At 67.1% G+C, this 23,162-nt stretch carries 25 protein-coding genes; 15 read left to right on the top strand and 10 right to left on the bottom strand.

Annotated elements, in window-relative coordinates; translation table 11 throughout:
* Positions 1 to 9: 9 nt before the first annotated feature.
* Positions 10 to 1,566 carry a bifunctional 3-(3-hydroxy-phenyl)propionate/3-hydroxycinnamic acid hydroxylase gene (locus QW863_RS19395; RefSeq protein WP_315712738.1) on the bottom strand — a complete coding sequence of 519 codons (1,557 nt, stop codon included), beginning with the start codon at positions 1,564 to 1,566 and terminating at the stop codon, positions 10 to 12.
* A 31-nt stretch (positions 1,567 to 1,597) separates the two neighbouring features.
* Positions 1,598 to 2,491: a VOC family protein gene (locus QW863_RS19390; protein WP_315712736.1), complete on the bottom strand. Its 894-nt coding sequence runs from the start codon at positions 2,489 to 2,491 to the stop codon at positions 1,598 to 1,600.
* 174 nt (positions 2,492 to 2,665) lie between these two features.
* Here QW863_RS19390 and QW863_RS19385 point away from each other — a divergent pair, with 174 nt between their 5' ends.
* The gene (locus tag QW863_RS19385) at positions 2,666 to 3,382 is read left to right on the top strand and encodes a GntR family transcriptional regulator (protein WP_315712735.1); all 717 of its coding nucleotides are present in this window, start codon (positions 2,666 to 2,668) and stop codon (positions 3,380 to 3,382) included.
* A 2-nt stretch (positions 3,383 to 3,384) separates the two neighbouring features.
* Here QW863_RS19385 and QW863_RS19380 read toward each other — a convergent pair whose 3' ends face one another.
* Positions 3,385 to 4,041 (bottom strand): TetR/AcrR family transcriptional regulator, encoded by a 657-nt coding sequence (locus QW863_RS19380; protein ID WP_315712733.1) that lies wholly within the window; start codon positions 4,039 to 4,041, stop codon positions 3,385 to 3,387.
* Between the two features lie 189 nt (positions 4,042 to 4,230).
* On the opposite strand from QW863_RS19380, the gene QW863_RS19375 reads away from it, so the two are divergent.
* On the top strand, positions 4,231 to 4,659 hold the full coding sequence (locus QW863_RS19375; protein ID WP_315712732.1) for a CHRD domain-containing protein: 429 nt from the start codon (positions 4,231 to 4,233) through the stop codon (positions 4,657 to 4,659).
* Positions 4,660 to 4,689: 30 nt separating this feature from the next.
* On the opposite strand, the gene QW863_RS19370 is transcribed toward QW863_RS19375, so the two are convergent.
* From QW863_RS19370 to QW863_RS19350, 5 genes are all read right to left on the bottom strand, one after another.
* Positions 4,690 to 6,264 (bottom strand): EAL domain-containing protein, encoded by a 1,575-nt coding sequence (locus QW863_RS19370; protein ID WP_315712731.1) that lies wholly within the window; start codon positions 6,262 to 6,264, stop codon positions 4,690 to 4,692.
* 162 nt (positions 6,265 to 6,426) lie between these two features.
* Positions 6,427 to 7,614, bottom strand: a complete 1,188-nt coding sequence (locus QW863_RS19365; protein ID WP_315712730.1) for an MFS transporter — start codon at positions 7,612 to 7,614, stop codon at positions 6,427 to 6,429.
* Positions 7,615 to 7,641: 27 nt separating this feature from the next.
* Positions 7,642 to 9,006: an NAD(P)-binding domain-containing protein gene (locus tag QW863_RS19360; protein ID WP_315712728.1), complete on the bottom strand. Its 1,365-nt coding sequence runs from the start codon at positions 9,004 to 9,006 to the stop codon at positions 7,642 to 7,644.
* 48 nt (positions 9,007 to 9,054) lie between these two features.
* Positions 9,055 to 9,372: a metalloregulator ArsR/SmtB family transcription factor gene (locus tag QW863_RS19355; RefSeq protein ID WP_315712726.1), complete on the bottom strand. Its 318-nt coding sequence runs from the start codon at positions 9,370 to 9,372 to the stop codon at positions 9,055 to 9,057.
* A 103-nt stretch (positions 9,373 to 9,475) separates the two neighbouring features.
* A complete protein-coding gene (locus QW863_RS19350) occupies positions 9,476 to 9,955 on the bottom strand; it encodes a hypothetical protein (RefSeq protein ID WP_315712725.1) in 480 nt (159 codons plus the stop codon).
* A 77-nt stretch (positions 9,956 to 10,032) separates the two neighbouring features.
* Here QW863_RS19350 and QW863_RS19345 point away from each other — a divergent pair, with 77 nt between their 5' ends.
* The 4 genes from QW863_RS19345 to arsB all read left to right on the top strand — a co-directional run bounded on the left by QW863_RS19345 (position 10,033) and on the right by arsB (position 12,691).
* A complete protein-coding gene (locus tag QW863_RS19345) occupies positions 10,033 to 10,683 on the top strand; it encodes a Crp/Fnr family transcriptional regulator (protein ID WP_315712724.1) in 651 nt (216 codons plus the stop codon).
* Between the two features lie 92 nt (positions 10,684 to 10,775).
* On the top strand, positions 10,776 to 11,138 hold the full coding sequence (locus tag QW863_RS19340) for a metalloregulator ArsR/SmtB family transcription factor (protein ID WP_315712722.1): 363 nt from the start codon (positions 10,776 to 10,778) through the stop codon (positions 11,136 to 11,138).
* Entirely contained in the window at positions 11,131 to 11,658 is a 528-nt protein-coding gene (locus tag QW863_RS19335) for an arsenate reductase ArsC (protein ID WP_315712721.1), read from the top strand. The genes QW863_RS19340 and QW863_RS19335 overlap by 8 nt, the downstream gene beginning before the upstream one ends.
* Positions 11,659 to 11,662: 4 nt before the next feature.
* The gene (gene arsB, locus QW863_RS19330) at positions 11,663 to 12,691 is read left to right on the top strand and encodes an ACR3 family arsenite efflux transporter (RefSeq protein WP_315712719.1); all 1,029 of its coding nucleotides are present in this window, start codon (positions 11,663 to 11,665) and stop codon (positions 12,689 to 12,691) included.
* A 33-nt stretch (positions 12,692 to 12,724) separates the two neighbouring features.
* Here the strand turns inward: arsB and QW863_RS19325 are convergent, their stop codons facing one another.
* On the bottom strand, positions 12,725 to 13,018 hold the full coding sequence (locus QW863_RS19325) for a hypothetical protein (RefSeq protein ID WP_315712718.1): 294 nt from the start codon (positions 13,016 to 13,018) through the stop codon (positions 12,725 to 12,727).
* 360 nt (positions 13,019 to 13,378) lie between these two features.
* Here QW863_RS19325 and QW863_RS19320 point away from each other — a divergent pair, with 360 nt between their 5' ends.
* From QW863_RS19320 to glgX, 9 genes are all read left to right on the top strand, one after another.
* A complete protein-coding gene (locus tag QW863_RS19320) occupies positions 13,379 to 13,684 on the top strand; it encodes a PepSY domain-containing protein (RefSeq protein ID WP_315712717.1) in 306 nt (101 codons plus the stop codon).
* The gene (locus QW863_RS19315) at positions 13,685 to 14,350 is read left to right on the top strand and encodes a response regulator transcription factor (RefSeq protein ID WP_315712715.1); all 666 of its coding nucleotides are present in this window, start codon (positions 13,685 to 13,687) and stop codon (positions 14,348 to 14,350) included.
* Positions 14,347 to 15,765 (top strand): sensor histidine kinase, encoded by a 1,419-nt coding sequence (locus QW863_RS19310; RefSeq protein WP_315712714.1) that lies wholly within the window; start codon positions 14,347 to 14,349, stop codon positions 15,763 to 15,765. Before QW863_RS19315 ends, QW863_RS19310 begins: the two co-directional genes overlap by 4 nt.
* A 109-nt stretch (positions 15,766 to 15,874) precedes the next feature.
* A complete protein-coding gene (locus QW863_RS19305; protein ID WP_315712712.1) occupies positions 15,875 to 16,423 on the top strand; it encodes a cytochrome b in 549 nt (182 codons plus the stop codon).
* 60 nt (positions 16,424 to 16,483) lie between these two features.
* On the top strand, positions 16,484 to 17,179 hold the full coding sequence (locus QW863_RS19300) for a VIT1/CCC1 transporter family protein (RefSeq protein WP_315712710.1): 696 nt from the start codon (positions 16,484 to 16,486) through the stop codon (positions 17,177 to 17,179).
* Positions 17,180 to 17,906: 727 nt separating this feature from the next.
* Positions 17,907 to 18,386, top strand: coding sequence for a cysteine hydrolase family protein (locus tag QW863_RS19295; RefSeq protein WP_315712709.1), 480 nt, complete (start codon positions 17,907 to 17,909; stop codon positions 18,384 to 18,386).
* 349 nt (positions 18,387 to 18,735) lie between these two features.
* Positions 18,736 to 18,987 carry a DUF3551 domain-containing protein gene (locus tag QW863_RS19290; protein WP_315712708.1) on the top strand — a complete coding sequence of 84 codons (252 nt, stop codon included), beginning with the start codon at positions 18,736 to 18,738 and terminating at the stop codon, positions 18,985 to 18,987.
* Positions 18,988 to 19,640: 653 nt separating this feature from the next.
* The gene (locus QW863_RS19285; RefSeq protein WP_315712707.1) at positions 19,641 to 19,913 is read left to right on the top strand and encodes a DUF3606 domain-containing protein; all 273 of its coding nucleotides are present in this window, start codon (positions 19,641 to 19,643) and stop codon (positions 19,911 to 19,913) included.
* Positions 19,914 to 19,978: 65 nt separating this feature from the next.
* Positions 19,979 to 22,213, top strand: a complete 2,235-nt coding sequence (glgX, locus tag QW863_RS19280; RefSeq protein WP_315712705.1) for a glycogen debranching protein GlgX — start codon at positions 19,979 to 19,981, stop codon at positions 22,211 to 22,213.
* A 21-nt stretch (positions 22,214 to 22,234) separates the two neighbouring features.
* On the opposite strand, the gene QW863_RS19275 is transcribed toward glgX, so the two are convergent.
* Entirely contained in the window at positions 22,235 to 23,152 is a 918-nt protein-coding gene (locus QW863_RS19275) for a LysR family transcriptional regulator (RefSeq protein ID WP_315712703.1), read from the bottom strand.
* Between the last annotated feature and the right edge of the window lie 10 nt (positions 23,153 to 23,162).

Raw genomic sequence — 23,162 nt, 5'->3', positions numbered from 1 at the left:
AGTCTCTTGTTATGATGAGTGCAGTCGTTGGTTCAGCTCGCTCAGCAGCGCGGCGAGCTCTGGCGCGTCCGTCGCGACGCCGTAGACATAATGGTCGGGTCGCACCAGCGCGGCGCCGCAGCCGTGGCGTTCGAACCAGCGTGCGACGACGGCGCTCTCCTCGTGCAGGCCGTGACCGCCGATGGCGATCACACTGATCCCGGCGTCGCGGGTCGCAGCGTCGATCGCGCTCGAGTTCAGCGCACCCCGCCCGTCGAGGACCAGCCGCCATCCGGTGCCGGCCACGGTATCGAGCAGGGCACGCCCGCCATCACCGGCGGTCCAGGGCTGCGGAAACAGCGTGCCATTGGCTGCGTTTGCCTTGGTTGCGAGCAATCCCTGCGTCAGCGGCGGCACGATCTCCTGCCGGGTGATGGTGCGCGGCGCGCCGCCGCCTTCGGCAAGGATACGCGCATCGCGCGCCGCTGCGGCCTCCGGATCCTGCTCGCAGATGACGCGGCCGATCGCCTTGATGCGCGTGGTCAGCTCGCGCACATGCGTGCTGCGCTCGATCTCGTAGCTGTCGAGCAGCGCCGCGGTCGATTGGCCGCGCAACACGCGCGCGAGCTTCCAACACAGATTGGCTGCATCGCGCAGGCCCTGGCACATGCCCTGGCCGATGAAGGGCGGCTGCTGATGCGCGGCGTCGCCGGCGAGCAGGACGCGCCCCTGGCGCCAGCGGCGTGCGACCAGCGCATGGAAGCGATAGCTTGCCGCGCGCCACAGCGTTGCGTCCTCGGGCCTGAGCCAGGGTGAGAGCAAACGCCAGACCTGCTCCGGCTGCTCCATCGCGTGGCGGTCTTCCCCCGCTCGCAGCATGATCTCGAAGCGGCGATGGTTGCCGGGGCCGATGATGTAGGTGGTCGGACGCGCGGGATCGCAGAATTGGGCCGCGGTGGCCGGAAGCTTGCCGACACCGCCGTCATTTACGAGAAGATCGACCACCAGCCACGGCTCGTCGAAGTCGAGATCGTCGAAGCTGATGCCGAGCTGCTGGCGCACGGTGCTGGAGGCGCCGTCACAGCCGATCACGTAGTCGGCGGTGACTTCGCGAACTGTACCGTCCGCCCGCTGCAGCACGACGGTCGCCGCCGTCGCATCCTGCCGGATCGCGACGAGGGTCGTGCCGAGCTCGACCGTGACGGAAGGACAGCGGCGAGCACGATCGCGCATCACCTGCTCGACCGGCGGCTGGGTGAACACCATGCTCGGCGTGTAGCCGAGGGGATAGGGCTCGCCGACCATGTCGATGCGGCGGATCAACTGCCCTTGGGCGCCGAAATGCTCGGACGCCGGGAAGGGCGCGACGTACCGGCTGACTTGTTCGGCGATACCGAGATTGTCGAACAGCCGCATGATCTCGTGATCGAGCGCGATCGCGCGCGGCTTGTCGTAGATCTCGACAGCGCGGTCGATCGCGAGCGTTTTGATGCCCTGCATGCCGAGCAGGCTCGCGGCGATGGCGCCGGTCGGACCGAAGCCGACGATCACGGCCTCGAAATGCTTGTGATCTGACGTGGCGGACATGGATCTGGAAACTCTGGAGTTGGAAAGCGAGTCAGGCGGCGTAGCCGACCGCGAGCTGCGCGGACTTGACGTGCTCGGCCTTGGGCGGAGCGATGCCCCATTGATCGGTGCGGCCGGGCGGCCAGACCCAATGGTCCGGCCCGCGCGCGACGTAGTCGTCGTCGACCTGCAGCACCTCGGCGGTGTATTCGATCACGGTCCCGACGGGATCGATGAAGTAGGCGAAGACATTGTCGCCGGGGCCGTGGCGTCCGACGCCCCAGGCGATCGGATGACCGGCATCGATCATGCGGCCCGCACCGCGCATCACGCCTTCCCAGGTCGGCATCAGGAAGGCGACATGGTTGAGCCCGTTGACCTTCGCCGCAGCGATCACGACGGCATGGTGGTCCGAATTGCAGCGAACGAAGGCCATCGCCGCGGAGCGGTCGGTCAGGCGGAAGCCCAGCGCCCTCTCGTAGAAGGCCGCCGAACGATCGACATCGGTGCTGTTGAGATTGACGTGGGCGAGCCGCTCCGGGAGCTCAGGCCGCGGCGGCCTGGCGTCGTGCCTGATGTCGCCATGCACGAAGCGCAGCACGCCACCTTCGGGGCCGCGCAGGCTCATGATCACGCCGCCGTCGGGGCCGGGGTTCGGCGCCGGCGCTGCGATCAGCGTCGCGCCTTCATGGATGGCGTTGCGGCTGATGGCATCGAAATCACTGGACTCGGCGAGGCGGAAAGTCACCGCCTGCAGCTCGGTGCGCTCGCTCTGGTGCAGCGCCACGACATGATGGTCGCTGCCGGTCGCGCGGAGGTAGACGATGCCGTGGGCTTCCGCGACGCGCTCCAGCCCCCAGGTCTGTCGATAGAACGCTTCCGAACGCGCGAGATCTGGCGTGCCCAGATCGACGCTGCGCAGAGCCGCGACCGGAAACCGGGTCATGAGCGTGTCCTCCTGCGCGATGCCCGGGTGAGGACGCGCGACGTTTCTGTCCCTGGCCGGCGAAACCGGCTCGTCCCTTTTATTACATAAAAAATCGAAATCAATCGGAATTTATAAATTTCATGTTCTGCAGCCTCGCTCTATACATGTCGTCTGATTCAGAGGAGATCGGGCGTGGATGCGGTTTTGGAGGCCGAGGGGCAGGGCCCGTCGACGCAGGCGAGTCATGTTTATGACCGGCTGCGCGAGGACCTGCTGTCCGGCCGGCTGGCGCCGTCGCGCAAGCTGCAGATGCGGTTTTTGACCGAGACCTATCAGACCGGGCAGACACCGCTGCGCGAGGCGCTCAACCGCCTGACTGCCGACGGACTGGTCGAGGTGCGCGAGCAGCGCGGCTTCTACGTCAAGGACATCAGCCGCGCCGAGCTCGCCGAACTGACCAAGACGCGCTGCTGGGTCGAGGCGCTGGCGCTGCGCGAGTCGATGGCGGCGGCGACGCCCGATTGGGAAGAGCAACTGGTGCTGGCGCAGCATCGGCTCAGCCGCGCGCCGCGCTCGCTCAGCGCGACGACGTTCGAGGACAATCCGGAGTGGGAGAGGCTGCACCGGATCTATCATCGGGTCCTGATCTCGAACTGCGGCTCGCAGTCGCTGATCGCGTTCTGCGGCCAGCTTGCCGACCAGCTCTATCGCTACCGCCGGCTGTCGATCCGCAAGGCGTTTCCGTCACGCCCCGTCGGCGACGAGCACGCCGACATCGTGAACGCCGTGCTCGACGCCGACACCGAACGCGCGGTTGCGCTGCTCACGGCGCACTATCAGCGCACCGCGGACGTGATCCTGCAGGACGAGACGATCTTTCCGGAGCTGCGCAAGGACAAAAAGATTTAGGATCACGTCGTCGCGGCGAGGAAGAAGTCGACGCGCTTCTCGACATGCGCCTGGGCTTCCTTCTTCAGGGCGCGCATGTCCTCGCCGAGCAGGCTGCGGATCAGCACGGCGAACACGACGAGATCGAGGAAGATCCGTGCGCTGTCCTCGATGCGGTCGGCCGAGAACGCGCCCTTGCCGGCGAGACCTTCGGCGCGCGCGAGCTCGCCGATCGCGTGGCTCACATTGCAGGTGGCGCGCTTGCGCGCCGTGTCCTGGATCTCGAGCGTCAGCTCGGGAAAGCGCGGACTTTCCGCAATCGCGGTGCGCATCAGGCCGATCGTGTCCTCGACGAAGGCGCGCTCGATCAAGGTGAGCCCGAGGCTGATCAGCCGGGCGCGGAAGGTGCGGCCCTGCGGCACCAGGTTCTCATACTGCGTGTTGCGCGCGGCCTGGCGGCCGATGACGGCCGCGAACAGCACGGCCTTGCTGGGAAATCGCGCGTAGATGGTCGGCTTGCCGGCGCGCGCGGTCTGCGCGATTTCGTCGACGCTCGCGCCTTCGAAGCCGTTTGCGAGGAACACCGTCTTTGCCGCGTCGAGAATGCGCTCCTCAACCTCGCCGGCACGTTCGAGCGGAGGCCGCCCCACCTTGCCGCGCGCCGTCCTGGAAGCAACCATTCGATCCGCCATGGCTTTCTTTCGAGGCCTTTGTGTTCCCGTCCTGTTTGGCACAGGGGTCGGGATTGTTCAATCAACGCGGCCGGGGCCGCTGCTCATGCCTGGGGTGGTAATGCGTTCCACGGAATATCAGCTTGCCCGTGGGGTCTCGAACACTGAAACTGCACATAACGATTTAGGAGGAAAACCATGGGACGGACATTCGTTCATTTGGCGTTGCTCGCCGTCGCCTGGGTCGCGGCCGCGCCGATGGCTCGTGCCGAAACCGTCGTCTTGAAGTCCGAGCTCAAGGCCGCCAACGAGGTGCCGCCGAACGCGTCCGCCGCGTCGGGCGCGGCCGAAGCGAGCTTCGACACCGCAACCAAGACGCTGAGCTGGAAGGTCACCTTCTCCGGCCTCAGCGGGCCGCCGATCGGCGCGCATTTCCACGGTCCCAGCGAGCCCGGCAAGAATGCCGGCATCGTGCTGCCGTTCAAGAGCCCGGAGCCGCCGATCACGGGCTCCGCAGTGATCACCGATGCGCAGGCGGCCGATCTGCTGGCCGGCAAATGGTACGCCAACGTCCACACCCAGGCGAACCCGGGCGGCGAGATTCGCGGACAGATGACCCGGCAGTGAGGCGCGTGCCCGACGCGCGCGGGCTCGCCGTCAGGCGGCCAGTTCCGGCTCGCCGGCCTGGCCGGGAGCGGCCGAGGCCCGGCGCACGTCGAGGAACTGCTTGAAGCGGCCGAGCGACAGCGGCGGCGCGACCAGGTAGCCCTGGCCTTCCTCGACGCCGCAGGCGATCAGCGCATCGACCTGCTCCTGATGCTCGATGCCCTCGGCGACCACGGACATGTCGAGCTCGCGCGCCAGCGCCACCAGCATCTGCACCACCACGATGGCGGACTGGTCGCGGGTGATCGCGTCGACGAAGAACTTGTCGATCTTCAGGATGCGCGCGCCGAGCCGCTGGATATAGGACAGGCCACTATGGCCGATGCCGACGTCGTCGAGCGCGACGCGGAAGCCGAGCTCGCTGAGCTCCTTTACGACATCAGTCGCCTTGGCGAGATCGGCGAGCTCCTCGCGCTCGGTGACCTCGAGCACGACCTGGCGGGTGGAGACCGATGACGACGCGACCGTCTTGCGCAGATCGTCGATGAAGCGGTCGCCGAGCAGATGGCGCGGGGTGATGTTGACGGACAGCTTGAACAGCTTGTCCTGCTTCATCTCCGGCTGCAGTTCGCGCAAGGCGGTCTTGAGAAGCTGCCAGGTCAGCTTCTCGATGCGGCCGGTGGTCTCGGCGAGCGGGATGAAGCTCATCGGCGGGATCAGCCGGCCGTCCGGCTTCTCCCAGCGCGCCAGGATCTCGCAGCCGACGATGTCGCCGGTCTTCAGTCGGAAGGTCGGCTGCACATAGGGCTTGAACTCGTTGGCCGCGAGCGCGCGGTCGAGCTCGGCGACCGGGTCCACCGGCCGGCTGAGATAGCTCGCCAGCAACAGGCCGAACATGCCGCCCAGCGTGCCGGCGGCGAGCATGGTCAGGAGATAAGCGAGGTCGCCGCGGGTGCTCAGGCTCTGCGGCCGCACATGGATCGTGGCCTGCAGCGGATAGCGGTCGGACACGGTGGTGAACGCGACGGTCTGCGCCGGAGACTTGGCGGATGCATCGGGATGATAGCCGGCCACCTGCTCGCCATCGGGCAGGGTCAGGGTGACGTTGCTCTCGGCGCGCAGGCCGACCGGCATCACGTCCAGCAGGTTGCCATCGATGCGCAGGATCGCAGCCAGAGACCGTTGCGCGTCGATGTCGCGCATCACGCCGAACGCGGCGCCGGTGAACTGCTCGACGCGGAACAGCCGCAGCTCGCCGTCGGCGGACTTGAACATCTCGTCGCGCCGCGCCCAGCCATTGTCGAATTCGAGCGTTTCGGAATAGGCCGCACACTCGACCGCGCCGTCGCGGTCGACGGTGCGGATGTCCTTGATGATGGTGCCTTGATAGACGTGAAGGCGCAGCGCCTGCAGCGCGACGGCGCTGCAGTCCATCGGACCTTTCGCGATCAGGCGGTTCAGGATCGATCCGGCCGAGTCGATGGCCGCCTCGGAGCGGCGCAGCGCCACCTTGCTGAGCTCGCTGAGCTGCCGCGCGGTCTGGTTGCCGATCAGCGCGGTCACGGCGAAATCGGCGCCGGCCAGGAAGATCCCGACGCAGGCGGCCACCGCCCCGACGCGAAGCATGTGTTTGCGCTGCAATGCCATCGTGTCGTGAATGACCCCCGTATGACCACGGGTATCCTTCAATCCAACCTTCAACTTTTCGTATATGCGCTCATGGATGCCCGTCCGTAGCGGCACGGTGAGCGGTGGGCGCAGAAAGCTGGTTAAGAAAGGGCTACCGGCTCAAGCCGCCTTGTCGGTGGTGTCGAGCGGCACCGCCGTCTCGGCGCGCTCGGCCGGCAGCAGCATCAGGGCGGCGAGCGCCGACAGGCTGAGGCTCGCCGACACGATCAGCACGCCGCGGCCGAGCCCATCGATCAGCAGGCCGAACAGCAGCGGCGCGAAGGCCTGGCAGATCCGCGACGGCGCCCCGATCAGGCCGAGCCGGTAGGCGTAGTTGACGGGGCCGAAGATGGCGAGCGGCAGGGTGCCGCGAGCGATCGTCAGGATGCCGTTGCCGGAGCCGTGCAGCAGCGCGAACGCCGCCGCGGCGCCCCCGCCGAACAGCCCGATCGTCACGGCGCCGATCGGATGGGTGATGCAGGCGAGCCGCGCCGAGGCGAGCGGATGGAAGCGGCTGAGGAAGCCGGCCTCGAACACGCGCGCGGCGACCTGCGCCGGCCCGATCATCATGCCGGCGAACAAGGCTTGCGCGGGCGTCGCGCCGAACGCCTGCATCAGCCGCGGCAGATGCACCGCCATCGCCGCGGTCACGGTCCAGGCCGCCGCCATCGCGAACGCGATCAGCACCATCGGGCGGTCGAGCGGGATGTTGGGCTTGCCCGTCGGGATATCGCCGGGCGCCATCACGGTCGCCCGCGGCAGCGACAAATTGAGCGGCAGGCCGATCACGAGATGCGCGATCGCCCAGGCGAAGCAGGTCTCGCGCCAGCCGATCGTCGCGAGCCCCAGCGTGCTCAGCGGCCAGCCGACGGTGGAGGCGAAGCCCGCGATCAGGGTGATGCCGGTGATCGCGCCGCGTGCATCCTTGCCATAGATGCGCCCGAGCGCGCCGAACGCGGCGTCATAGAGGCCGAGCCCCATGCCGACGCCGAGCCACAGCCACGCCAGCGCCATCACCCACAGCGAATGCGACAGGCCGAGCAGTGCGAGTCCGATCGCCAGCACGATGTTGGAGGCGCACAGCACCTGGCGGCCGCCGACGCGGTCGATCTGGCGGCCGATGCGCGGACCCAACAGGCCGGAGATGATCAGCGAGGCGGAAAAGGCGGCGAAGAACCAGTTGTTGGACAGGCCGAGATCCCTGGCGATCGGGTCGGCGAGGATGGCGGGAAGATAGTAGCTCGATCCCCAGGCCAGCGTCTGGGCGGTGCCGAGAGCGATGACCACGCCCAGCCGTCTTGCCTGCATTCCCGTCGACCTCTCCTTGGCTCGGCGTCATGAGCAGCCGCGGCCGCTGCGGCCAGCCAGCTTGGCTTTGGCGTCATCGGCACAGCAACTGTCTACGCCCGATGGCGCCGGTCCGCCACAGCAGCCGGGCAGGGCTGCAATGCTCTCCACTCCGCCGCGGGTGCAGACGCCGGTCTCCGGCAGTTTCAACTCGACACGATGCGCGGCGGCCTTGTCCCCGGCGATGTCGGCGGTGATCGAACGGACCTGCTCATAGCCCGTCATCATCAGGAAGTTCGGCGCGCGGCCGTAGCTCTTCATGCCGGCGAGATAGAGCCCGGGCTCATCGGCCTGCGCCAGCTCGCGCGCGCCATGCGGCCGCACCGTGCCGCAGGAATGCTCGTTCGGATCGATCAATGGCGCGAGCGCAACAGTAGCCTCGATCGCGGGATCGAGCCGCAGGCGCAGCTCCGCGAGCAGCGACAGATCGGGGCGGAAGCCGGTGGCGACGATCAGCTCGTCGGCGGTGATGCGGCGGTCGCCGTCCGCGGCGATCCGCAACCGGCCGTCCTCATCGGTGATCCCCGTGACGCCGAAGCCGGGCTCGAGCCGGATGCGGCCCGAACGTACCAGCGCGGCGAAGGCCAGGCCGAGTTCGCCGCGCGCGGCGAGCTGGTCGGCGCTGCCGCCGCCGAACGCCCTCGCGGGATCGTCGCCGCGCAACAGCCAGATCGCCTGCGTGCCCGGCGCGACCTCGGCCAATGCGGCCAGGTCGATCAGGGTGCCGATCGCCGAGTGGCCGGCGCCGAGCACCGCGACCGTCCTGCCAGCATAACGGCTGCGCTGCGCGCCGCGGACGTCCGGCATCGCGTAGGCGATGCGCGCCGCATGCGCGGCTTCGCCGAGCGCGGGCAGTCCGCTATGGCCGGCAGGGTTGGGCGAGAACCAGGCACCGGAGACATCGATGACGGCGTCGGCCTGCAGCGCCGCCTCGCCCTTGCCGTTGTGGATGCGGATCTCGAACGGCGCATCGGCGCGTCCCTTCGACGTGGCCTTGTCGAAGCCGGCCCGGCTGATCGCGGTGACGCGATGCGAGGTCCTGACGACGTCGCGCAGCGCAGTGCGCGTCGCCAGCGGCGCGAGATAGGATTCGATCAGCTCGCGCCCGGTCGGGTAGGCCTCGGGCTCGGGCGAATTCCATCCCGTCGCAGCGAGCAGCCGCGCCGCCGCGCTATCGATGTTGTACTTCCACGGCGAGAACAACTGGACGTGCTGCCATTGCCGCACCGCATGCGCGGCTTCCGGACCCGCTTCCAGCACGACCGGGGTCAGGCCGCGCGCCAGCGCATGGGCCGCTGCCGCCAGCCCGACCGGGCCGGCGCCGATGATTGCGACCGTCTTGGCGTCCGTCATGTACTCCCTCCTATATTTCTAGAAATATCGAATTAATGGGCGAAATCATCAGGCCGCCGGCCTCGCGGTGCCGCAGTCGCGCTCCTCGACGCAGCATTCGGAAACCAGAAAGCCGAGCAGGGAGCGCATCACGTCGTATTCGGCATGGCAGACCAGCGTCGTGCCCTCGCGCATTTGCGAGATCAGCCCGACCGCGACCAGCGTCTTGACGTGGTGCGACAGCGTGGAGGCCGGGACCTTCAGCCGCTCCTGCAGCCGGCCGACCGGCATCCCGGCATGCCCGGCGCGCACCAGCGCGCGGTAGATCTTCAGGCGCGTGGTATTGCCGAGGGCTTCCAGGCGGGCAGCGGCGTCATCGAGCTTCATGATGTGGAGGATGCGGCATGCGGCCCGCCGGAGTCAAACGATATTTCTAGAATATTGGAAATATCCATGAGTGCGCGCCGCGCGCGGTCGGTTGTCCGGCGCGCTATCGCAGCCGGTAGCCGGCATGGCAGCCGACGCAGGCCGCCATCGTCTCGCCGAGCGCCTTCAGCGCCGGCTTGAGGTCGCCGGTCACACCCGCATTCTGCGCTTCGATGGCGAAGCGGCTCGCCGCTTTGTGCATGGCGGTGCCGGCCTCCTGCATGCCCTGGGGCATGAACCCGGCGACCTCAGCGGCGCCGTGCAGACGCAGCGAGCTCATGCCCAGGCGTTGCTCGGCGATCTGGCCGGCTTTGTCCGGCTCGCCCGCCGCAAGCGCGTCGTTGATCTGCTGCAGCGCCAGCAGATGGTCGCGCATGTTGGCGAGGGTGTGCTCGGCGAGATCGGGCGGAAACGCCACCCGCTCGCGCTGGTCCGGCGGAAGCGCCCCATGGCTGCCGTGGTCGTGATGGCCGTGGTGCTGCGCCGCGGCGATGCCGGCGGACGCAACAAGGGCCAGCGTGATGACGGCGAGACGCAGGCGCATGAGGACCTCCATTTCAGCGAACGCGGTGGCGTCTTCCCTAGACCGCGCAGCCGGGCAGCGCATATGATCCTGATCATATGCCGAGGACCTTCCATCTCCCGCCCGAGGGCACGCGCCCGCCGCTCGACTGGCGCGCCCTTGCACGGCTGTCGCCATTGCTTGCCGCGCTGCCGGCGGCCGCGCGGTTGCAGACCCGGCGCATCCAGGTGCCGCGCCAGGGCACGGTGTTCTGCCGGGGGGATCGGCCGCGGGCGATGTTCTTCGTGCTGACCGGCGAGGTGAGGCTGGTGCGCCGCTCGCGCGCCGGCGACGACATCGTCCTGCAGCGGGCCCGCCGGGGCTTTCTCGCCGAGGCCAGCCTCGATCAGTCAACGTATCATTGCGACGCCGTCGCGACACAGGACTCAGCGCTGCTCGCGATCGACCGCAAGGCCTTCGCCGAAGCGTTGCGTCGTCCCGAGATCGGGGACCGATGGTGCGATCATCTCGCCCGCGAGTTGCGCAAGGTCCGGGCGCAGTCGGAGCGGCTCAGCCTGAAGACGGCGCGCGAGCGGATCGTGCATTTCATCGAGACCGAGGGGGAGGGCGTCGAGGTCGAGCTCGGCCGGTCGAAGAAGGACTGGGCCGCCGAGCTCGGCGTCACCCATGAGGCGCTCTATCGTGCGCTGGCACGCATGGAACGGGACGGCGAGCTCACCGTCGATGGCACCCGCCTGCGCTTGCGGTGAGCCTTCGGGCGCCTCGTCTCCCGATCGTCGACACGGACCATTCGAACTCGTCAGCCTTGACGCCGGATCATCATATCGATAGTTCTGGATATATGGAAAACGAGCAAGCCGTTCTGGCCTTGGCGGCGCTGGCGCAGCCGACGCGCCTGCAGGCCTTTCGCACCCTGGTGCAGCACGAGCCCGACGGTCTGCCGGCCGGCGAGCTCGCACGTCTGCTGGAGGTGCCGCAGAACACGCTGTCGGCGCATCTGTCCGTGCTGGCGCGCGCCGGCCTCGTCAGTTCGATCAGGCACAGCCGCTCGATCGTCTACCGGGCCGATCTCACGCAGTTTCAGAAGGTCGCGCTGTTCCTGCTGCAGGACTGCTGCGGCGGCCGGCCGGAGGTCTGCGCGCCCGTCATCGCAAGTCTCACCCCGTGCTGTCCGCCGAAGCGCAAGGAGAAGAGCCGTGTCTGACCGCATCTACAATGTATTGTTCCTCTGCACCGGAAATTCGGCACGCTCGGTGCTGGCCGAGTCGATCCTGCGCAAGGACGGCGCGGGCCGCTTCCACGCTTTTTCCGCCGGCAGCACGCCGAAGGGCGCGGTGCATCCGTTGGCGCTCGAGACGCTCGCGCGCATGGACTATCCGACCGGCGATCTGCGCTCGAAGAGCTGGAGCGAGTTCGCCGCCGCCGGCGCGCCGGCAATGGATTTCGTCTTCACGGTCTGCGACAACGCCGCCGGCGAGGCGTGTCCGATCTGGCCGGGGCAGCCGATGACTGCGCATTGGGGCATCGAGGATCCGGCGGCGGCCGAAGGCACGGAGCTGGCGAAGCTCGCGGCGTTCACGACCGCCTTCCGCTATCTGAAGAACCGGATCGACGCCTTCATCAATCTGCCGCTCGGTCGCATCGATTCGATGTCGCTGGGCACGCGGCTGCGCGAGATCGGGACGGGCGAGGGCGCAACGTCGTTCCGCTCCGACGTGGCCTGATCCGATGACGATCTTCGAGCGCTATCTGACGGTCTGGGTCCTGCTCTGCATCATCGTCGGCATCGGTCTCGGCCATCTGATGCCGGGGCTGTTCGCGGCTGTCGCGTCGGCGGAGGTGGCGCGGGTCAATCTGCCGGTCGCAGCCCTGATCTGGCTGATGATCATTCCGATGCTGCTGAAGATCGATTTCGCGGCGCTCGGCAACGTGAAGGAGCATTGGCGGGGCATCGGCGTCACCCTGGTCGTGAACTGGGCGATCAAGCCGTTTTCGATGGCTCTGCTCGGCAGCGTTTTCATCGGCCACGTGTTCGCGCCGATGCTTCCCGCAGGCCAGTTGTCGTCCTACGTGGCCGGTCTGATCCTGCTGGCGGCGGCGCCGTGCACGGCGATGGTGTTCGTCTGGTCGAATCTGTGCGACGGCGAACCGCACTACACGCTGAGCCAGGTCGCGCTCAACGACGTCATCATGGTGTTCCTGTTTGCGCCGCTGGTGGGCCTGCTGCTCGGCGTCGCCTCGATCTCGGTGCCCTGGACCACCCTGCTGCTGTCGGTGCTGCTCTATATCGTCGTGCCGGTCATCGTCTCGCAACTCTGGCGCCGGGCGTTGCTGCGTAGCACGGACGGGGCATTGGAGCGCACCTTGCGGGTACTGCAACCGGTCTCGCTCGTGGCGCTGCTCGGTACGCTCGTGCTGCTGTTCGGCTTCCAGGGCGAGCAGATCCTGAAGCAGCCGGTCGTCATCGCGATCCTGGCCGTGCCGATCCTGATCCAGGTCTATCTGAACGCGGGGATCGCCTATTGGCTGAGCCGCCGGCTCGGCGTGGCCTGGTGCGTCGCGGCTCCGGCCGCCTTGATCGGCGCCAGCAATTTCTTCGAACTGGCGGTTGCCGCCGCGATCAGCCTGTTCGGGCTCGACTCGGGGGCTGCGCTCGCGACCGTCGTCGGGGTTCTCGTCGAAGTCCCCGTGATGCTCTCGGTCGTGCGCATCGTCAGGGCGACGCGTCGCTGGTACGAAGCGGGACTGCCGGCTTAGCTCCGGTCAGTGCTTCGGCAGAGCCGGTTTGCCTCACCGCCGCGACTCGTCCTGATCGTCGTCGTCGCCTTCGCGCTCCCGGCGGGCCGGCTCGTAGCTCAGCGGCTCGCCTTCGGCCCGCGCATGCAGCGCCGCAAGATGCGGGTAGGCTCCAAGACCAGCTCCAAGACCAACTCCAAGATCAGCTCCAAGACCAGCTTCAAGACCGCCGTCAACGGCACGGGCCACCGGCACCAGCGTGGGCGCTGCGTTCCGGCTGGCTTGTGACATGGCCAAGAGGCCGCCCAGCCCCGCCAGCACGGCTGCCAATGTCATCGTCTTACGCATTCTCGTCTCCGAACTCACCGCGCCCCCGGCTCGCTCCGTCCGGACGCGATGATGTCGCAACGAGCGTGACAGCATCCTGTCAGGTTGAGTCAGCGAGACGTCAGCTTGTCTCGGGCAGGATGCCGATCCCTTGGAGTTTCCCACCCCCGCATCGGCCTGAGCGCAATTCCGACATCGGAAGTTCAAACTAAAATCCGCACCATCTCCTTAGCATTTGCGAACGCTCCGCAAGTCGACCCCCGCAAGTCGACCTCCGCAATTCGAACCCAGTGGCGAGAGCGCAACAAATCACGACGAGCTTTGAAGATCAGAGCGTCAGGCCCCGGGAAGATCATGCATTTGCCTCAAATCGGACGGTTCATGCGCATCACGGTATTTGCGATGCTGATCTCGACGGCGGCATCCGCGGCGACGGTGGCGCGCGAGGATGATCGCGAGCGCCGTGACGCCGTGCGCCGCGCCGTCGAGGCGGGCGACGTCCTGCCGCTATCGGAGATCCTGCCGCGATTGCGCGGCCGGGTCGCCGGCGACGTGATGGGAATCGATGTCGACCGCCAGCGGGGCCGCTGGCGCTATGAGTTTCGGGTGATCGGCCGCGATGGCCGCGTGCGCGAGGTCTATGTCGATGCGCGCAGCGGCGAGATCGAACGGATCGAGGAAAAATAGATGCGAGTGCTGCTGGTCGAGGATGATCCGCGGCTGGCGTCCGACCTGGCCCGGACGCTTCAGGCGGCGGGCTATCTGGTCGAAACGTCCGACAACGGCGAGCAGGCCTGGTTTCTCGGCGACACCGAGGACTATGGCGCCGTGATCCTCGATCTCGGCCTCCCCGGCATGGACGGGTTGTCGGTGCTGAAGCGCTGGCGCGGCGCCGGGCGGCACGTGCCGGTGCTGATCCTGACCGCGCGCGCGAGCTGGGCGGAGCGGGTCGATGGCATCGACGCCGGCGCCGATGACTACCTGCCGAAGCCGTTTCGCAATGAAGAGCTGTTGGCGCGGCTGCGCGCGATCGTGAGGCGCTCCGCCGGCCATGCGGCGCCGGTGCTCTCGTCCGGCGATCTGGCACTCGACGAGCGCCAGATGAAGGTCAGCCTGTCTGGCGTGCCGGTGACGCTGTCGCAGCTCGAATACCGGCTGATCGCCTATCTGCTGCGGCAGAGCGGCCGCGTCGTGCCGCAGCATGAGCTGGAGGAGAACGTCTACGGCCTCGGCCACGAGCACGACTCCAACGCGCTCGAGGTGCTGATCCGGCGCGTCCGCAAGAAGCTCGGCGCCGAGATCATCGAGACCCGCCGCGGCTTCGGCTACATGATCCCGGAGACGGCGGAATGAGGCTCGGCTCGCTGCGGCTGCGGCTGGTGGCGGCGGGCACCATCGCGCTGCTGGTCGCGCTCGGCGTCGCCGGCTTCGGCATGGTCGTGCTGTTCAAGCGCCACGTCGCGCGGACGCTCGCCTCCGATCTCGACATTCATCTGCGCCAATTGCTGAACGGCCTCGAGGTCGATGCGGAAGGGCGCATCGTGGTCGCGCGGCCGCCAGCCGATCCGCGCTTCGTGGTCCCGCTGTCGGGGCTGTACTGGCAGATCTCGGACGATCATGGCCAGTTGCTGCGCTCGCGCTCGCTGTGGGACACCATCCTGCCGCTGCCGATCGACGAGCCCGGACCGAGCGACGTGCATCAGCATGAGCTTGCCGGGCCGGATGGCGAACACGTGCTGGTCGCCGAGCGCGGCATCCTGATGAATCCGGAAAGCCAGATCCGCGTGCGCGCGGCTGTGGCCTACGACCTCGACGGCGCCACCAGCGCGGTGCGGACCTTCGCCAAGGATCTGTCGATCGCGCTCGCCGTGCTGGCCGTCATCCTCGCCGTCGGCACCTCGGTTCAGGTCACGCTCGGCCTGCGTCCGCTCGGCGTGCTGCGCCGTGGCGTCGCCGAGATCCGCAGCGGTCGGCGCCAGCATCTTCCCGTGGACGTGCCGACCGAGGTGGCGCCGCTGGTTGACGAGGTCAACGCGCTGCTCGATGCGCAGAGCCGCGAGATCATGCGCTCGCGCAGCCGTGCGGCCGATCTCGCCCACGGCTTCAAGACGCCGCTCGCCGCACTCGCGGCCGACGCCGCGCGGTTGAGGGAGCTCGGCCAGCTCGAGCTGGCGCGCAATGTCGAGGATGTCGCCGAGGCGATGAGCCGGCAGGTCGATCGCGAACTGGCGCTGGCGCGGCTGCGCGGTAAGGCCCGCGGCGGGCCGGAGGCCGCGACCGAGCTGGCGCCCCTGGTGAATGCGCTGCTCGGGACGCTCGGCCGCACGCCGGCGGCCGCCCATGTCAGCTTCGATGGCCAGGTGCCCCCAAGCCTGCGCGTCGGCATGGATCGGACGGATCTCGCCGAGGTGCTCGGCAATCTCTTGGAGAACGCCGCGCGTCATGCGGCGAGCACGGTTCGCATCGTCGCCAGTGCGACCCCTCTGATCGTCACTGTCGAGGATGACGGTCCGGGCATTCCGGACGCGAAGATCGGCCGCGTGCTCGAGCGCGGCGGCCGCCTCGACGAGCAGGGGCCGGGCAGCGGGCTGGGGCTCGCGATCGTGCAGGACGTGCTCGAAGCCTATGGCTGGCGGCTGCAGATCGGCCGTTCCCAGCTCGGCGGCGCCAGGATCACGATCGCGCCGGCCATCGTCTCGGCACTCCGCTGGCCGCAGCCCGCGACGTCCCAGGCCACCCCGGCGCCGTCCATTCTGACAGCAGGCTGACATCCCGCGTCAGCGGCGCGACGCCCCCGGTCGGCTATTGCCTCCGGCCATGCCACCCCGTGCTCCGGCGTGCCGGCGCGGGATGCCCAATGGTCGAAGGAAGCTGATCATGCGCATTCGAAACTCCGCCAAGACGTATGGCTCCGTCGCGATCGCACTGCACTGGATCGTCGCCGTGCTGGTGCCGGCGGCCTGGATCTCGGGCCATCTCGGCGACATGCTGCCGCGTCCCTCTCATGACACGGGCCTGTTCATGCACGTCTCGCTCGGGCTGGCGATGCTGGGCTTTGCGCTCGCGCGCCTGGCCTGGCGTCTGGCCGATCCGCCGCCGGCGCCTGAAGCGACCAAACTCGGCCCGTGGACGGTTCATGTCGGCGAGATCACGCATCTGCTGATCTACGGCATCATGTTCGCCATTCCGGTCCTCGGCATCGTCACCCAGTTTGCCCGCGGCTACGGCTTGCCGGTGTTCGGCCTGTTCGAGATCGCCTCACCCTGGGTCGGCGACCGCGGCTTCGCCCACGACATGAAGGAGATGCACGAGGCGCTGGCCAATGGCCTGATGATCCTGATCGGCCTGCACGCGGGCGCTGCCTTGCTGCACCATTACTGGCTGCACGATCGCACCCTGCGGCGGATGGTGCCGGGACTGCGGTGATCGCTCCTGTCATCCGGGCCTGCTAAAAGGCCTCCGTCGATCGCGCCATCGGAGGCCGCCATGCCGGCAACGCCGCATATTGAAAAGCACTTCACCGCGTCGGAGGTGGTCCGCGACGTGGTCATCGGCATGGCCGACGGGCTCACCGTGCCGTTCGCGCTCGCCGCCGGTCTTTCGGCGGCGGTCGCCAAGACCGACGTGATCGTCACGGCCGGCCTCGCCGAGGTCGTCGCCGGCGCGATCGCGATGGGGCTCGGCGGCTATCTCGCCGCCCGCTCCGACGCCGAGCATTATGCCGCCGAGGAGACGCGGGAGCACGACGAGATCGAGAAGCTTCGCGGCCGCGAGGTCGAGGAGGTCGCGGCGATCTTTCGCGGCTATGGTCTCGAAGGCCAGGCCTTGACCACCGTGGTCGACGCCATCGCGTCCGATCGCAAGCGTTGGGTCGACTTCATGATGCGCTTCGAGCTCGGTCTCGAACGCCCGGATCCGAAACGTGCGCCGGTCAGCGCCGTGACCATCGGCGGCTCCTACGTGATCGGCGGCCTGATCCCGCTGATCCCCTACATGCTGGCGCCTGACATTTCGTCCGCGCTCCGGATCTCCGTGGTCGCCACCGGCATCGCGCTCCTGATCTTCGGCGCCATCAAGGGCCACTTCACCGGCGTCAACAAGATCAAGTCCGCGCTGCAGACGGCGCTCGTCGGCGGCCTCGCCGCCGGCGCCGCGTTCTGGCTGGCGCATCTGTTCGGGTAGGGCGGGACAGGATTGCGGCTGCGATATTCGCCAGCCCGTCACGGGTCTTAGTGGTTCCGCCTGCCATGCGGCGCAACGCGTCCGCACGTTGCTTTGCCCACGGCAGCGGAGATATCTCCCGATGTCAATCCGGGGCATCGCGAAGCGATGAGCCCGGAATCCATAACCACGAACTGCTGAGGAGTGCGCGACGGCGGCGACGAGCTTCTCGGGCCCTACGGCCATCCTGAGTATGGATTCCTGGCTCGCGCAGACGCGCGCCCCGGAATGACGACGAGGAGAGAGTTGCGAAGCGCACTTGCATCCGTGCGCAGGACCATTCCACGTAGATCGTCAATCCATCGGGGACGAGGAAGCATAGGCGACAGCGCCGCGTCGCATCGCGGCCCACCACATTCGGGCGGTGGCAATGGTGGGCGCGCGCGGCCTGACGGCAGGGCGTGCCATCTCGACGCAAGCGTCAAGAGCGGTGGCACGCTGGATCAACGAGCACGGTGTCGTCGCGGCGAACGCCGGGACCCATAACCCCAGGGAGACCATTCGTCAGCCTTGAATTGGCACAGCTCAGCTTTAGGCCAGAGAGCCGATCGTCTTGGTCGGGATGCGGCGGCTTTGGCCACAAGCGGAATCCTGCTCGGCTTGATGAGACGCTTTCGCATAAGATTGACTCCTGTCAGAATGCGTGCGCGCAGGGCCGTGATGCAAACCGCCGCAAACAGGTGACGAGTTGAATCTCTCGAAGCAAGCATTGCTCGTAGTTGATGTTCAGCCGAGCTTTCATGTGCCCGATGCGATCGTCGCGGGTATCACCGAGCTCACACGGAAGGTTCCTACGATAGCCACCGTGGAACGGCATAACGAGGCCGTCACGCCCTTTCTAGGTCAGTTGGGCTGGACCCCCAGTGCAAACGACAAATGTTTGGTGCCTGCTGACAGGGTCTTTATCAAGCACGGCTATCTTCCGCCTAAGGCCGCCATTGACTATCTAAAGGACCTTGCTGTGGACCGAGTGCTCGTCTGCGGCATACAAGCCGATACCTGCTGTCTGGCTGCGGGCTTCATGCTGTTTGACGCAGGCCTAAGGCCGACGCTCCTGAAGTGGCTCAGCGTAGGGTCGTCCCTCGATCGATCAGCTACCTTAGGAGCTAAGCTCTGGAAACATCATTTTGGATGCGTGCTGAGCGAGCCTAGTGAATTGCAGATCTAGACCACCGCGTTGGAACGGACAAACCGCAAAGTGTTTGGGGGAGCGAGGTTCACTACAACTAACAATACTGAGCGGAGACCATTGCATCACAGGAATACAGGGACGCTCAGACCGACCATGTCTGATTCGGGGCGCTGTCGAGGAAGGCTGGTCGGCTTCACCCAGGACAGCCATACGTCGGCGGGCAGCCCCCCATCAGCTTCGGTCGGCGGGCGTGTGCACCGGAGCAAGAGATGGTCACCTGACAACGCGGATACCGAAACCCGCCGCGCCTGCAGATCAAGCCCGCGTGGACGTGGCCGCGCCGGCAGACCCTTTCGGATTGGTCAGCCTCATGCCATGATGTGTGATGATGCGCGCGCTTCTCCTCATGACTTCGATCATCGTGCTTGCAACCGCTCCGGCCGCAGCTCAGCGGTTCGATGGCAATGATCCGGTGTGCCTCCAGACATGGGAATGGGGCGGTTCCAGCACAATCTCGTGCCAGTATCGGTCGTGGGAGGCGTGTAGAGCGGGGGCTGCGGGCCTTTCGGCCATGTGCTTGCCGAACCCCTATGCACAACGCCCGCCGGAGCCAAGCCGCCGTCGGCCTCCCCGATAGGCGCCGGTTGCGGTCTGACAACACCCCAAGCTTCAACGGAGCTGGCACGTGCCATCCGATGCTTGCTCGGCTGATTGGATCCGGTCTTCATTCTGAGAAAAATAAATCGATTGCTAGTTTTCAGAATACGTGCTTGATTGTCGCCATCCCGTGCTCCTCGAGAGGGGCGCTTCGCGATCGTCACGGAACGTTGGGTGCGGGATGCGGTGGCTGCAGGATGCCGCAGCGTGGGGCGACCCGCGCGGACGAACGGCAGCTTGCGGACGCGAAGTCGCGTGGTCCTGGCGCCCCGATGCTGGCGCCAAGTCGTCGGGCGATGATCCCGAGGGCGACGGTGGCTACCAAGCCGGACACCGGGGAGATCGCGAAGTAAGCGTGAAAACCATCGCGCGGGGAATGCCGGGATGTCTCGGCTGAACCTGTGGTGACTGCCGCCTGCTTTTTTTCTGCAGGCGGGCCATGGGGGCGGCCAGCTCCCGGCATTCCCTGCGCCCTCTGCCTGATCAGGGGGCAACACCGATGACATCACTCGGGCGCATGGCGCCGCGAGAGCAGTGACGCACGTCTTCATGGCGATGCCCAGGGGGGGAGGGAGCCCGTCGCGGGAACCAAATTCCGCAGCCAAGGTTAGCTGGCATGCAGGAGGACTCCCGATGCGCCGTCCGAAGATTCAGCCGTCCCGCAACAAGCTCGACATGACCGATCAGGCCCAGGTCCGCGTGGTGACCAAGCGGCTGAAGATGTCGCCCGGGGAATTGACCGAGATGGTCGAACGCATTGGCAACTCCATCGCAGCCATCACCAAGGAAGTCGCGCAGCAGCGGGCCGCGAAGGCTGCGCCGGAAGGAGCTGTGATCGCCTCGGTGACGGTGACCGAGACCAAGGCGGAAGTCATCGTGCCGGATGAGACGCCAGCGGCAACCTAGCAATCGACGCTGATCATCGAGACCCCCGGCAATCGATCTGGGGAATCGGACGAAGGGGGCAAAGGATGGACCAACGCACCGACCTCGGTGACGCTTTGACGCAGGCGGCGTTCAATCTGCGCAAGACCAGGATCAGCGAAGGCCGTCCGTTTCCTCTCGGCGCGACCTGGGACGGCCTCGGCGTCAACTTTGCGATCTTTTCCGCGCATGCGACCAAGGTCGAGCTGTGCCTGTTCGACGACAGCGGCGAGACCGAGCTCGAGCGCATCGAGCTTCCCGAATACACCGACGAGGTCTGGCACGGCTACCTGCCGGCCGCGCGGCCTGGCACCGTGTATGGCTATCGCGTGCATGGGCCCTACGAGCCCGACGCCGGTCACAGGTTCAATCCCAACAAGCTCGTGATCGACCCCTACGCCAAGCAGCTCGTCGGCAACCTGCGCTGGGGGCCGGAGCTGTTCGGCTATCGGCTCGATCATGCCGACAAGGACCTGTCGTTCGACGACCGCGACAGTGCGCCCTTGATGCTGAAGTGCCGGGTCATCGATCCCGCTTTCACCTGGGGAGGCTCGCGCAAGCCGGAGATTCCGTGGGAGCGAACGATCTTCTACGAGATGCACGTCAAGGGGTTCACCAAGCTGCATCCAATGGTGCCCGAAGCCGATCGCGGCACCTTCGCCGGTCTCGCGCACCAGGACATTCCGGCCTATCTGCGTTCCCTGGGCATTACCTCGGCCGAGCTATTGCCGATCCACGCCTTCATCGATGACAGCTATCTGGTCGAAAAGGGCCTGCGCAACTACTGGGGCTACAATTCGATCGGATTCTTTGCGCCGGAGCCGCGCTATCTGAAGACGCCGTTCGCGACCGAATTCAAGACCATGGTCAACCAGTTCCACGCCAACGGCATCGAGGTCATCCTCGACGTGGTCTACAACCACACCGCCGAAGGCAACGAGCTCGGGCCGACCTTGTCGTTCAAGGGCATCGACAATGCCAGCTACTACCGGCTGATGCCGGACCAGAAGCGCTACTACATCAACGACACCGGCACCGGCAACACCGTGAACCTGTCGCACCAGCGCGTGCTGCAGCTCGTCGCGGACTCGCTGCGCTATTGGGCGACCGAGATGCGGGTGGACGGCTTCCGCTTCGACCTCGCCACCATCCTGGCGCGCGAGCCCTATGGCTTCGACGAGGGCGGCAGTTTCCTGGATGCCTGTCGTCAGGACCCGGTGCTGTCGAGCGTCAAGCTGATCGCCGAGCCCTGGGACATCGGTCCCGGCGGCTATCAGGTCGGCCAGTTTCCGCCGGGCTGGGCGGAGTGGAACGACAAGTTTCGCGACACCGCGCGGGCATTCTGGAAGGGCGACGGCGGCACGCTCGCCGATTTCGCCAAGCGCATCTCGGGCTCGGGCGACCTGTTCAACAAGCGCGGCCGAAGGCCCTGGGCGAGCGTGAACTTCATCACCGCGCATGACGGCTTCAACCTCAACGACCTCGTCTCCTACAACGACAAGCACAACGAGGCCAACGGCGAGGATAATCGCGACGGCCACAGCAACAACCACTCCTGGAATTGCGGCGTCGAAGGACCGACCGACGACCCCGAGATCACCGCGTTGCGGGAGCGGCAGAAGCGCAATCTCCTCGCCACGATGCTGCTGTCGCACGGCACGCCGATGCTGCTTGCCGGCGACGAGTTCGGCCATACCCAGAACGGCACCAACAACGCCTATGCGCAGGACAATGAGACCACCTGGCTCGACTGGATGGGCATCACGCCGCAGGGGCGGGCGTTGCGCGAATTCACGCGCAAGCTGATCGCCATGCGCAAGGCGTTTCCGATCCTCTATCGCAGCCGCTTCCTGATCGGCTCGCACAATGAGGACCTCGGCGTCAACGACGTGACCTGGCTCGACCCGTCGGGCGAGGAGATGACGACGGAGCGGTGGACCGACGATCACGCGCGTTGCTTCGGCATGCTGCTCGACGGCCGCGCCCAGGAGACCGGCGTCAAGCGGCGTGGCTCGGATGCGACGCTCCTGCTGGTCTACAACGCGCATTTCGACGTCGTGAACTTCACGCTTCCGTCCGTGCCCGAAGGCCACAATTGGCTGGCGCTGCTCGACACCAACCAGCCGGATGCTCAGCCGCAGTCGTTCCCGTTCGGCCACGTCTACGCGGTGACCGGGCGATCGCTGCTGGCCTTCGGCCTGTCGTCGGAGCAGCAGCCGATGCGCGGCCTGCGCCATGGCCTCGGCGCGCTGCTCGACGTCGCGGAGGCGCCGCTGGGGTAGGATGTTCGGCGGATCTTGCGGTCAGGCACCGCGGGCGTATTTCGCAAGCCGCGCGTCGAGCACGCCGAGCATGGCCTCGCGCGCCGGATCGCGCGAGCCGCGCAGCCAGACGGCCGCGAGCGGAAGCCGTCCGGCGGTGCTGCCGCGTGTCATCCGCAGCGGCACGAAGCGGACGCCGGAGACCGCGAGCCGCGAGGTCCAGCGCGGCACGATGGCGATGCCGAGCCGCGCGGCGACGAGATGCACGATGGTCTGCTTCTCATCGGCGAACTGCGCGATAGCCGGCGACAGCCCGGCCTGTGCGAACAGCTTCATGGTGAGGTCGTGGCTGTGCGGCCGCGACCGGCGGTCCGGGACGATCAGCGGCTGGTCGGCAATGTCGGCGAGCGAGACCACGGCACGCGAGGCCAGCCGGTGCCGTTGCGGCAGGGCCACCACGGCGCTCTCGCTGAGCAGCGCGCGGAATTCGAGCCTCATATCGGTGCGCTCGGGCGGCCTGACAAAGGCGAGGTCGAGCGCGCCGGACAGGATCCTGGGCAGCAGCCGGATCGTCTTCTCCTCCGTGAGCTGCACCGCGATGTCGGGATGCCGCGCGCGAAAATCGTGCAGCAATTGCGGCAGCAGCCCGGCGGCCGCGCTGTCGATGGCGCCGACGCGCAGCCGCTGCGCCTTCGTGCTTCGGGTACGGCGGCGGAAGCCGGTTTCGACCGCCTCGACACGGGCCAGGATCGCCCGGGCATCGCGCAGCAAGGTCGTGCCGTGCTCGGTCAGCGACACCGCGCGCGTGGTCCTCGCGAACAGCGGGGTCGCGAGATCCTCCTCCAGCAGCTTGATCTGGCGTCCGAGCGCCGAGGGCAGCATCTGCAGCCGCTGCGCCGCCTTGCCGAAATGCAGTTCCTCGGCGGCGGCCACGAAGCAGCGGAGCTGGTGCAATTCCATGGTGGGGTCC

The organism is Bradyrhizobium sp. SZCCHNR1017 (assembly GCF_032381375.1).
Classification (GTDB): domain Bacteria; phylum Pseudomonadota; class Alphaproteobacteria; order Rhizobiales; family Xanthobacteraceae; genus Bradyrhizobium.
The sequence above is the reverse complement of the archived record's forward strand: the minus strand, read 5'-3'. Positions and strand labels throughout refer to the sequence as shown.

Coding starts and splice junctions, on each gene's coding strand:
- QW863_RS19285 (WP_315712707.1), top strand. CDS start 19,641: ATGCGCCGTCCGAAGATTCAGCCGTCCCGCAACAAGCTCGACATGACC.
- QW863_RS19360 (WP_315712728.1), bottom strand. CDS start 9,006: ATGACGGACGCCAAGACGGTCGCAATCATCGGCGCCGGCCCGGTCGGG.
- QW863_RS19310 (WP_315712714.1), top strand. CDS start 14,347: ATGAGGCTCGGCTCGCTGCGGCTGCGGCTGGTGGCGGCGGGCACCATC.
- QW863_RS19355 (WP_315712726.1), bottom strand. CDS start 9,372: ATGAAGCTCGATGACGCCGCTGCCCGCCTGGAAGCCCTCGGCAATACC.
- QW863_RS19315 (WP_315712715.1), top strand. CDS start 13,685: ATGCGAGTGCTGCTGGTCGAGGATGATCCGCGGCTGGCGTCCGACCTG.
- QW863_RS19290 (WP_315712708.1), top strand. CDS start 18,736: ATGATGCGCGCGCTTCTCCTCATGACTTCGATCATCGTGCTTGCAACC.
- QW863_RS19345 (WP_315712724.1), top strand. CDS start 10,033: ATGCCGAGGACCTTCCATCTCCCGCCCGAGGGCACGCGCCCGCCGCTC.
- QW863_RS19375 (WP_315712732.1), top strand. CDS start 4,231: ATGGGACGGACATTCGTTCATTTGGCGTTGCTCGCCGTCGCCTGGGTC.
- QW863_RS19390 (WP_315712736.1), bottom strand. CDS start 2,491: ATGACCCGGTTTCCGGTCGCGGCTCTGCGCAGCGTCGATCTGGGCACG.
- QW863_RS19325 (WP_315712718.1), bottom strand. CDS start 13,018: ATGCGTAAGACGATGACATTGGCAGCCGTGCTGGCGGGGCTGGGCGGC.
- arsB (WP_315712719.1), top strand. CDS start 11,663: ATGACGATCTTCGAGCGCTATCTGACGGTCTGGGTCCTGCTCTGCATC.
- QW863_RS19365 (WP_315712730.1), bottom strand. CDS start 7,614: ATGCAGGCAAGACGGCTGGGCGTGGTCATCGCTCTCGGCACCGCCCAG.
- QW863_RS19395 (WP_315712738.1), bottom strand. CDS start 1,566: ATGTCCGCCACGTCAGATCACAAGCATTTCGAGGCCGTGATCGTCGGC.
- QW863_RS19340 (WP_315712722.1), top strand. CDS start 10,776: ATGGAAAACGAGCAAGCCGTTCTGGCCTTGGCGGCGCTGGCGCAGCCG.
- QW863_RS19380 (WP_315712733.1), bottom strand. CDS start 4,041: ATGGTTGCTTCCAGGACGGCGCGCGGCAAGGTGGGGCGGCCTCCGCTC.
- QW863_RS19350 (WP_315712725.1), bottom strand. CDS start 9,955: ATGCGCCTGCGTCTCGCCGTCATCACGCTGGCCCTTGTTGCGTCCGCC.
- QW863_RS19305 (WP_315712712.1), top strand. CDS start 15,875: ATGCGCATTCGAAACTCCGCCAAGACGTATGGCTCCGTCGCGATCGCA.
- QW863_RS19300 (WP_315712710.1), top strand. CDS start 16,484: ATGCCGGCAACGCCGCATATTGAAAAGCACTTCACCGCGTCGGAGGTG.
- QW863_RS19275 (WP_315712703.1), bottom strand. CDS start 23,152: ATGGAATTGCACCAGCTCCGCTGCTTCGTGGCCGCCGCCGAGGAACTG.
- QW863_RS19370 (WP_315712731.1), bottom strand. CDS start 6,264: ATGCTTCGCGTCGGGGCGGTGGCCGCCTGCGTCGGGATCTTCCTGGCC.
- glgX (WP_315712705.1), top strand. CDS start 19,979: ATGGACCAACGCACCGACCTCGGTGACGCTTTGACGCAGGCGGCGTTC.
- QW863_RS19320 (WP_315712717.1), top strand. CDS start 13,379: ATGCGCATCACGGTATTTGCGATGCTGATCTCGACGGCGGCATCCGCG.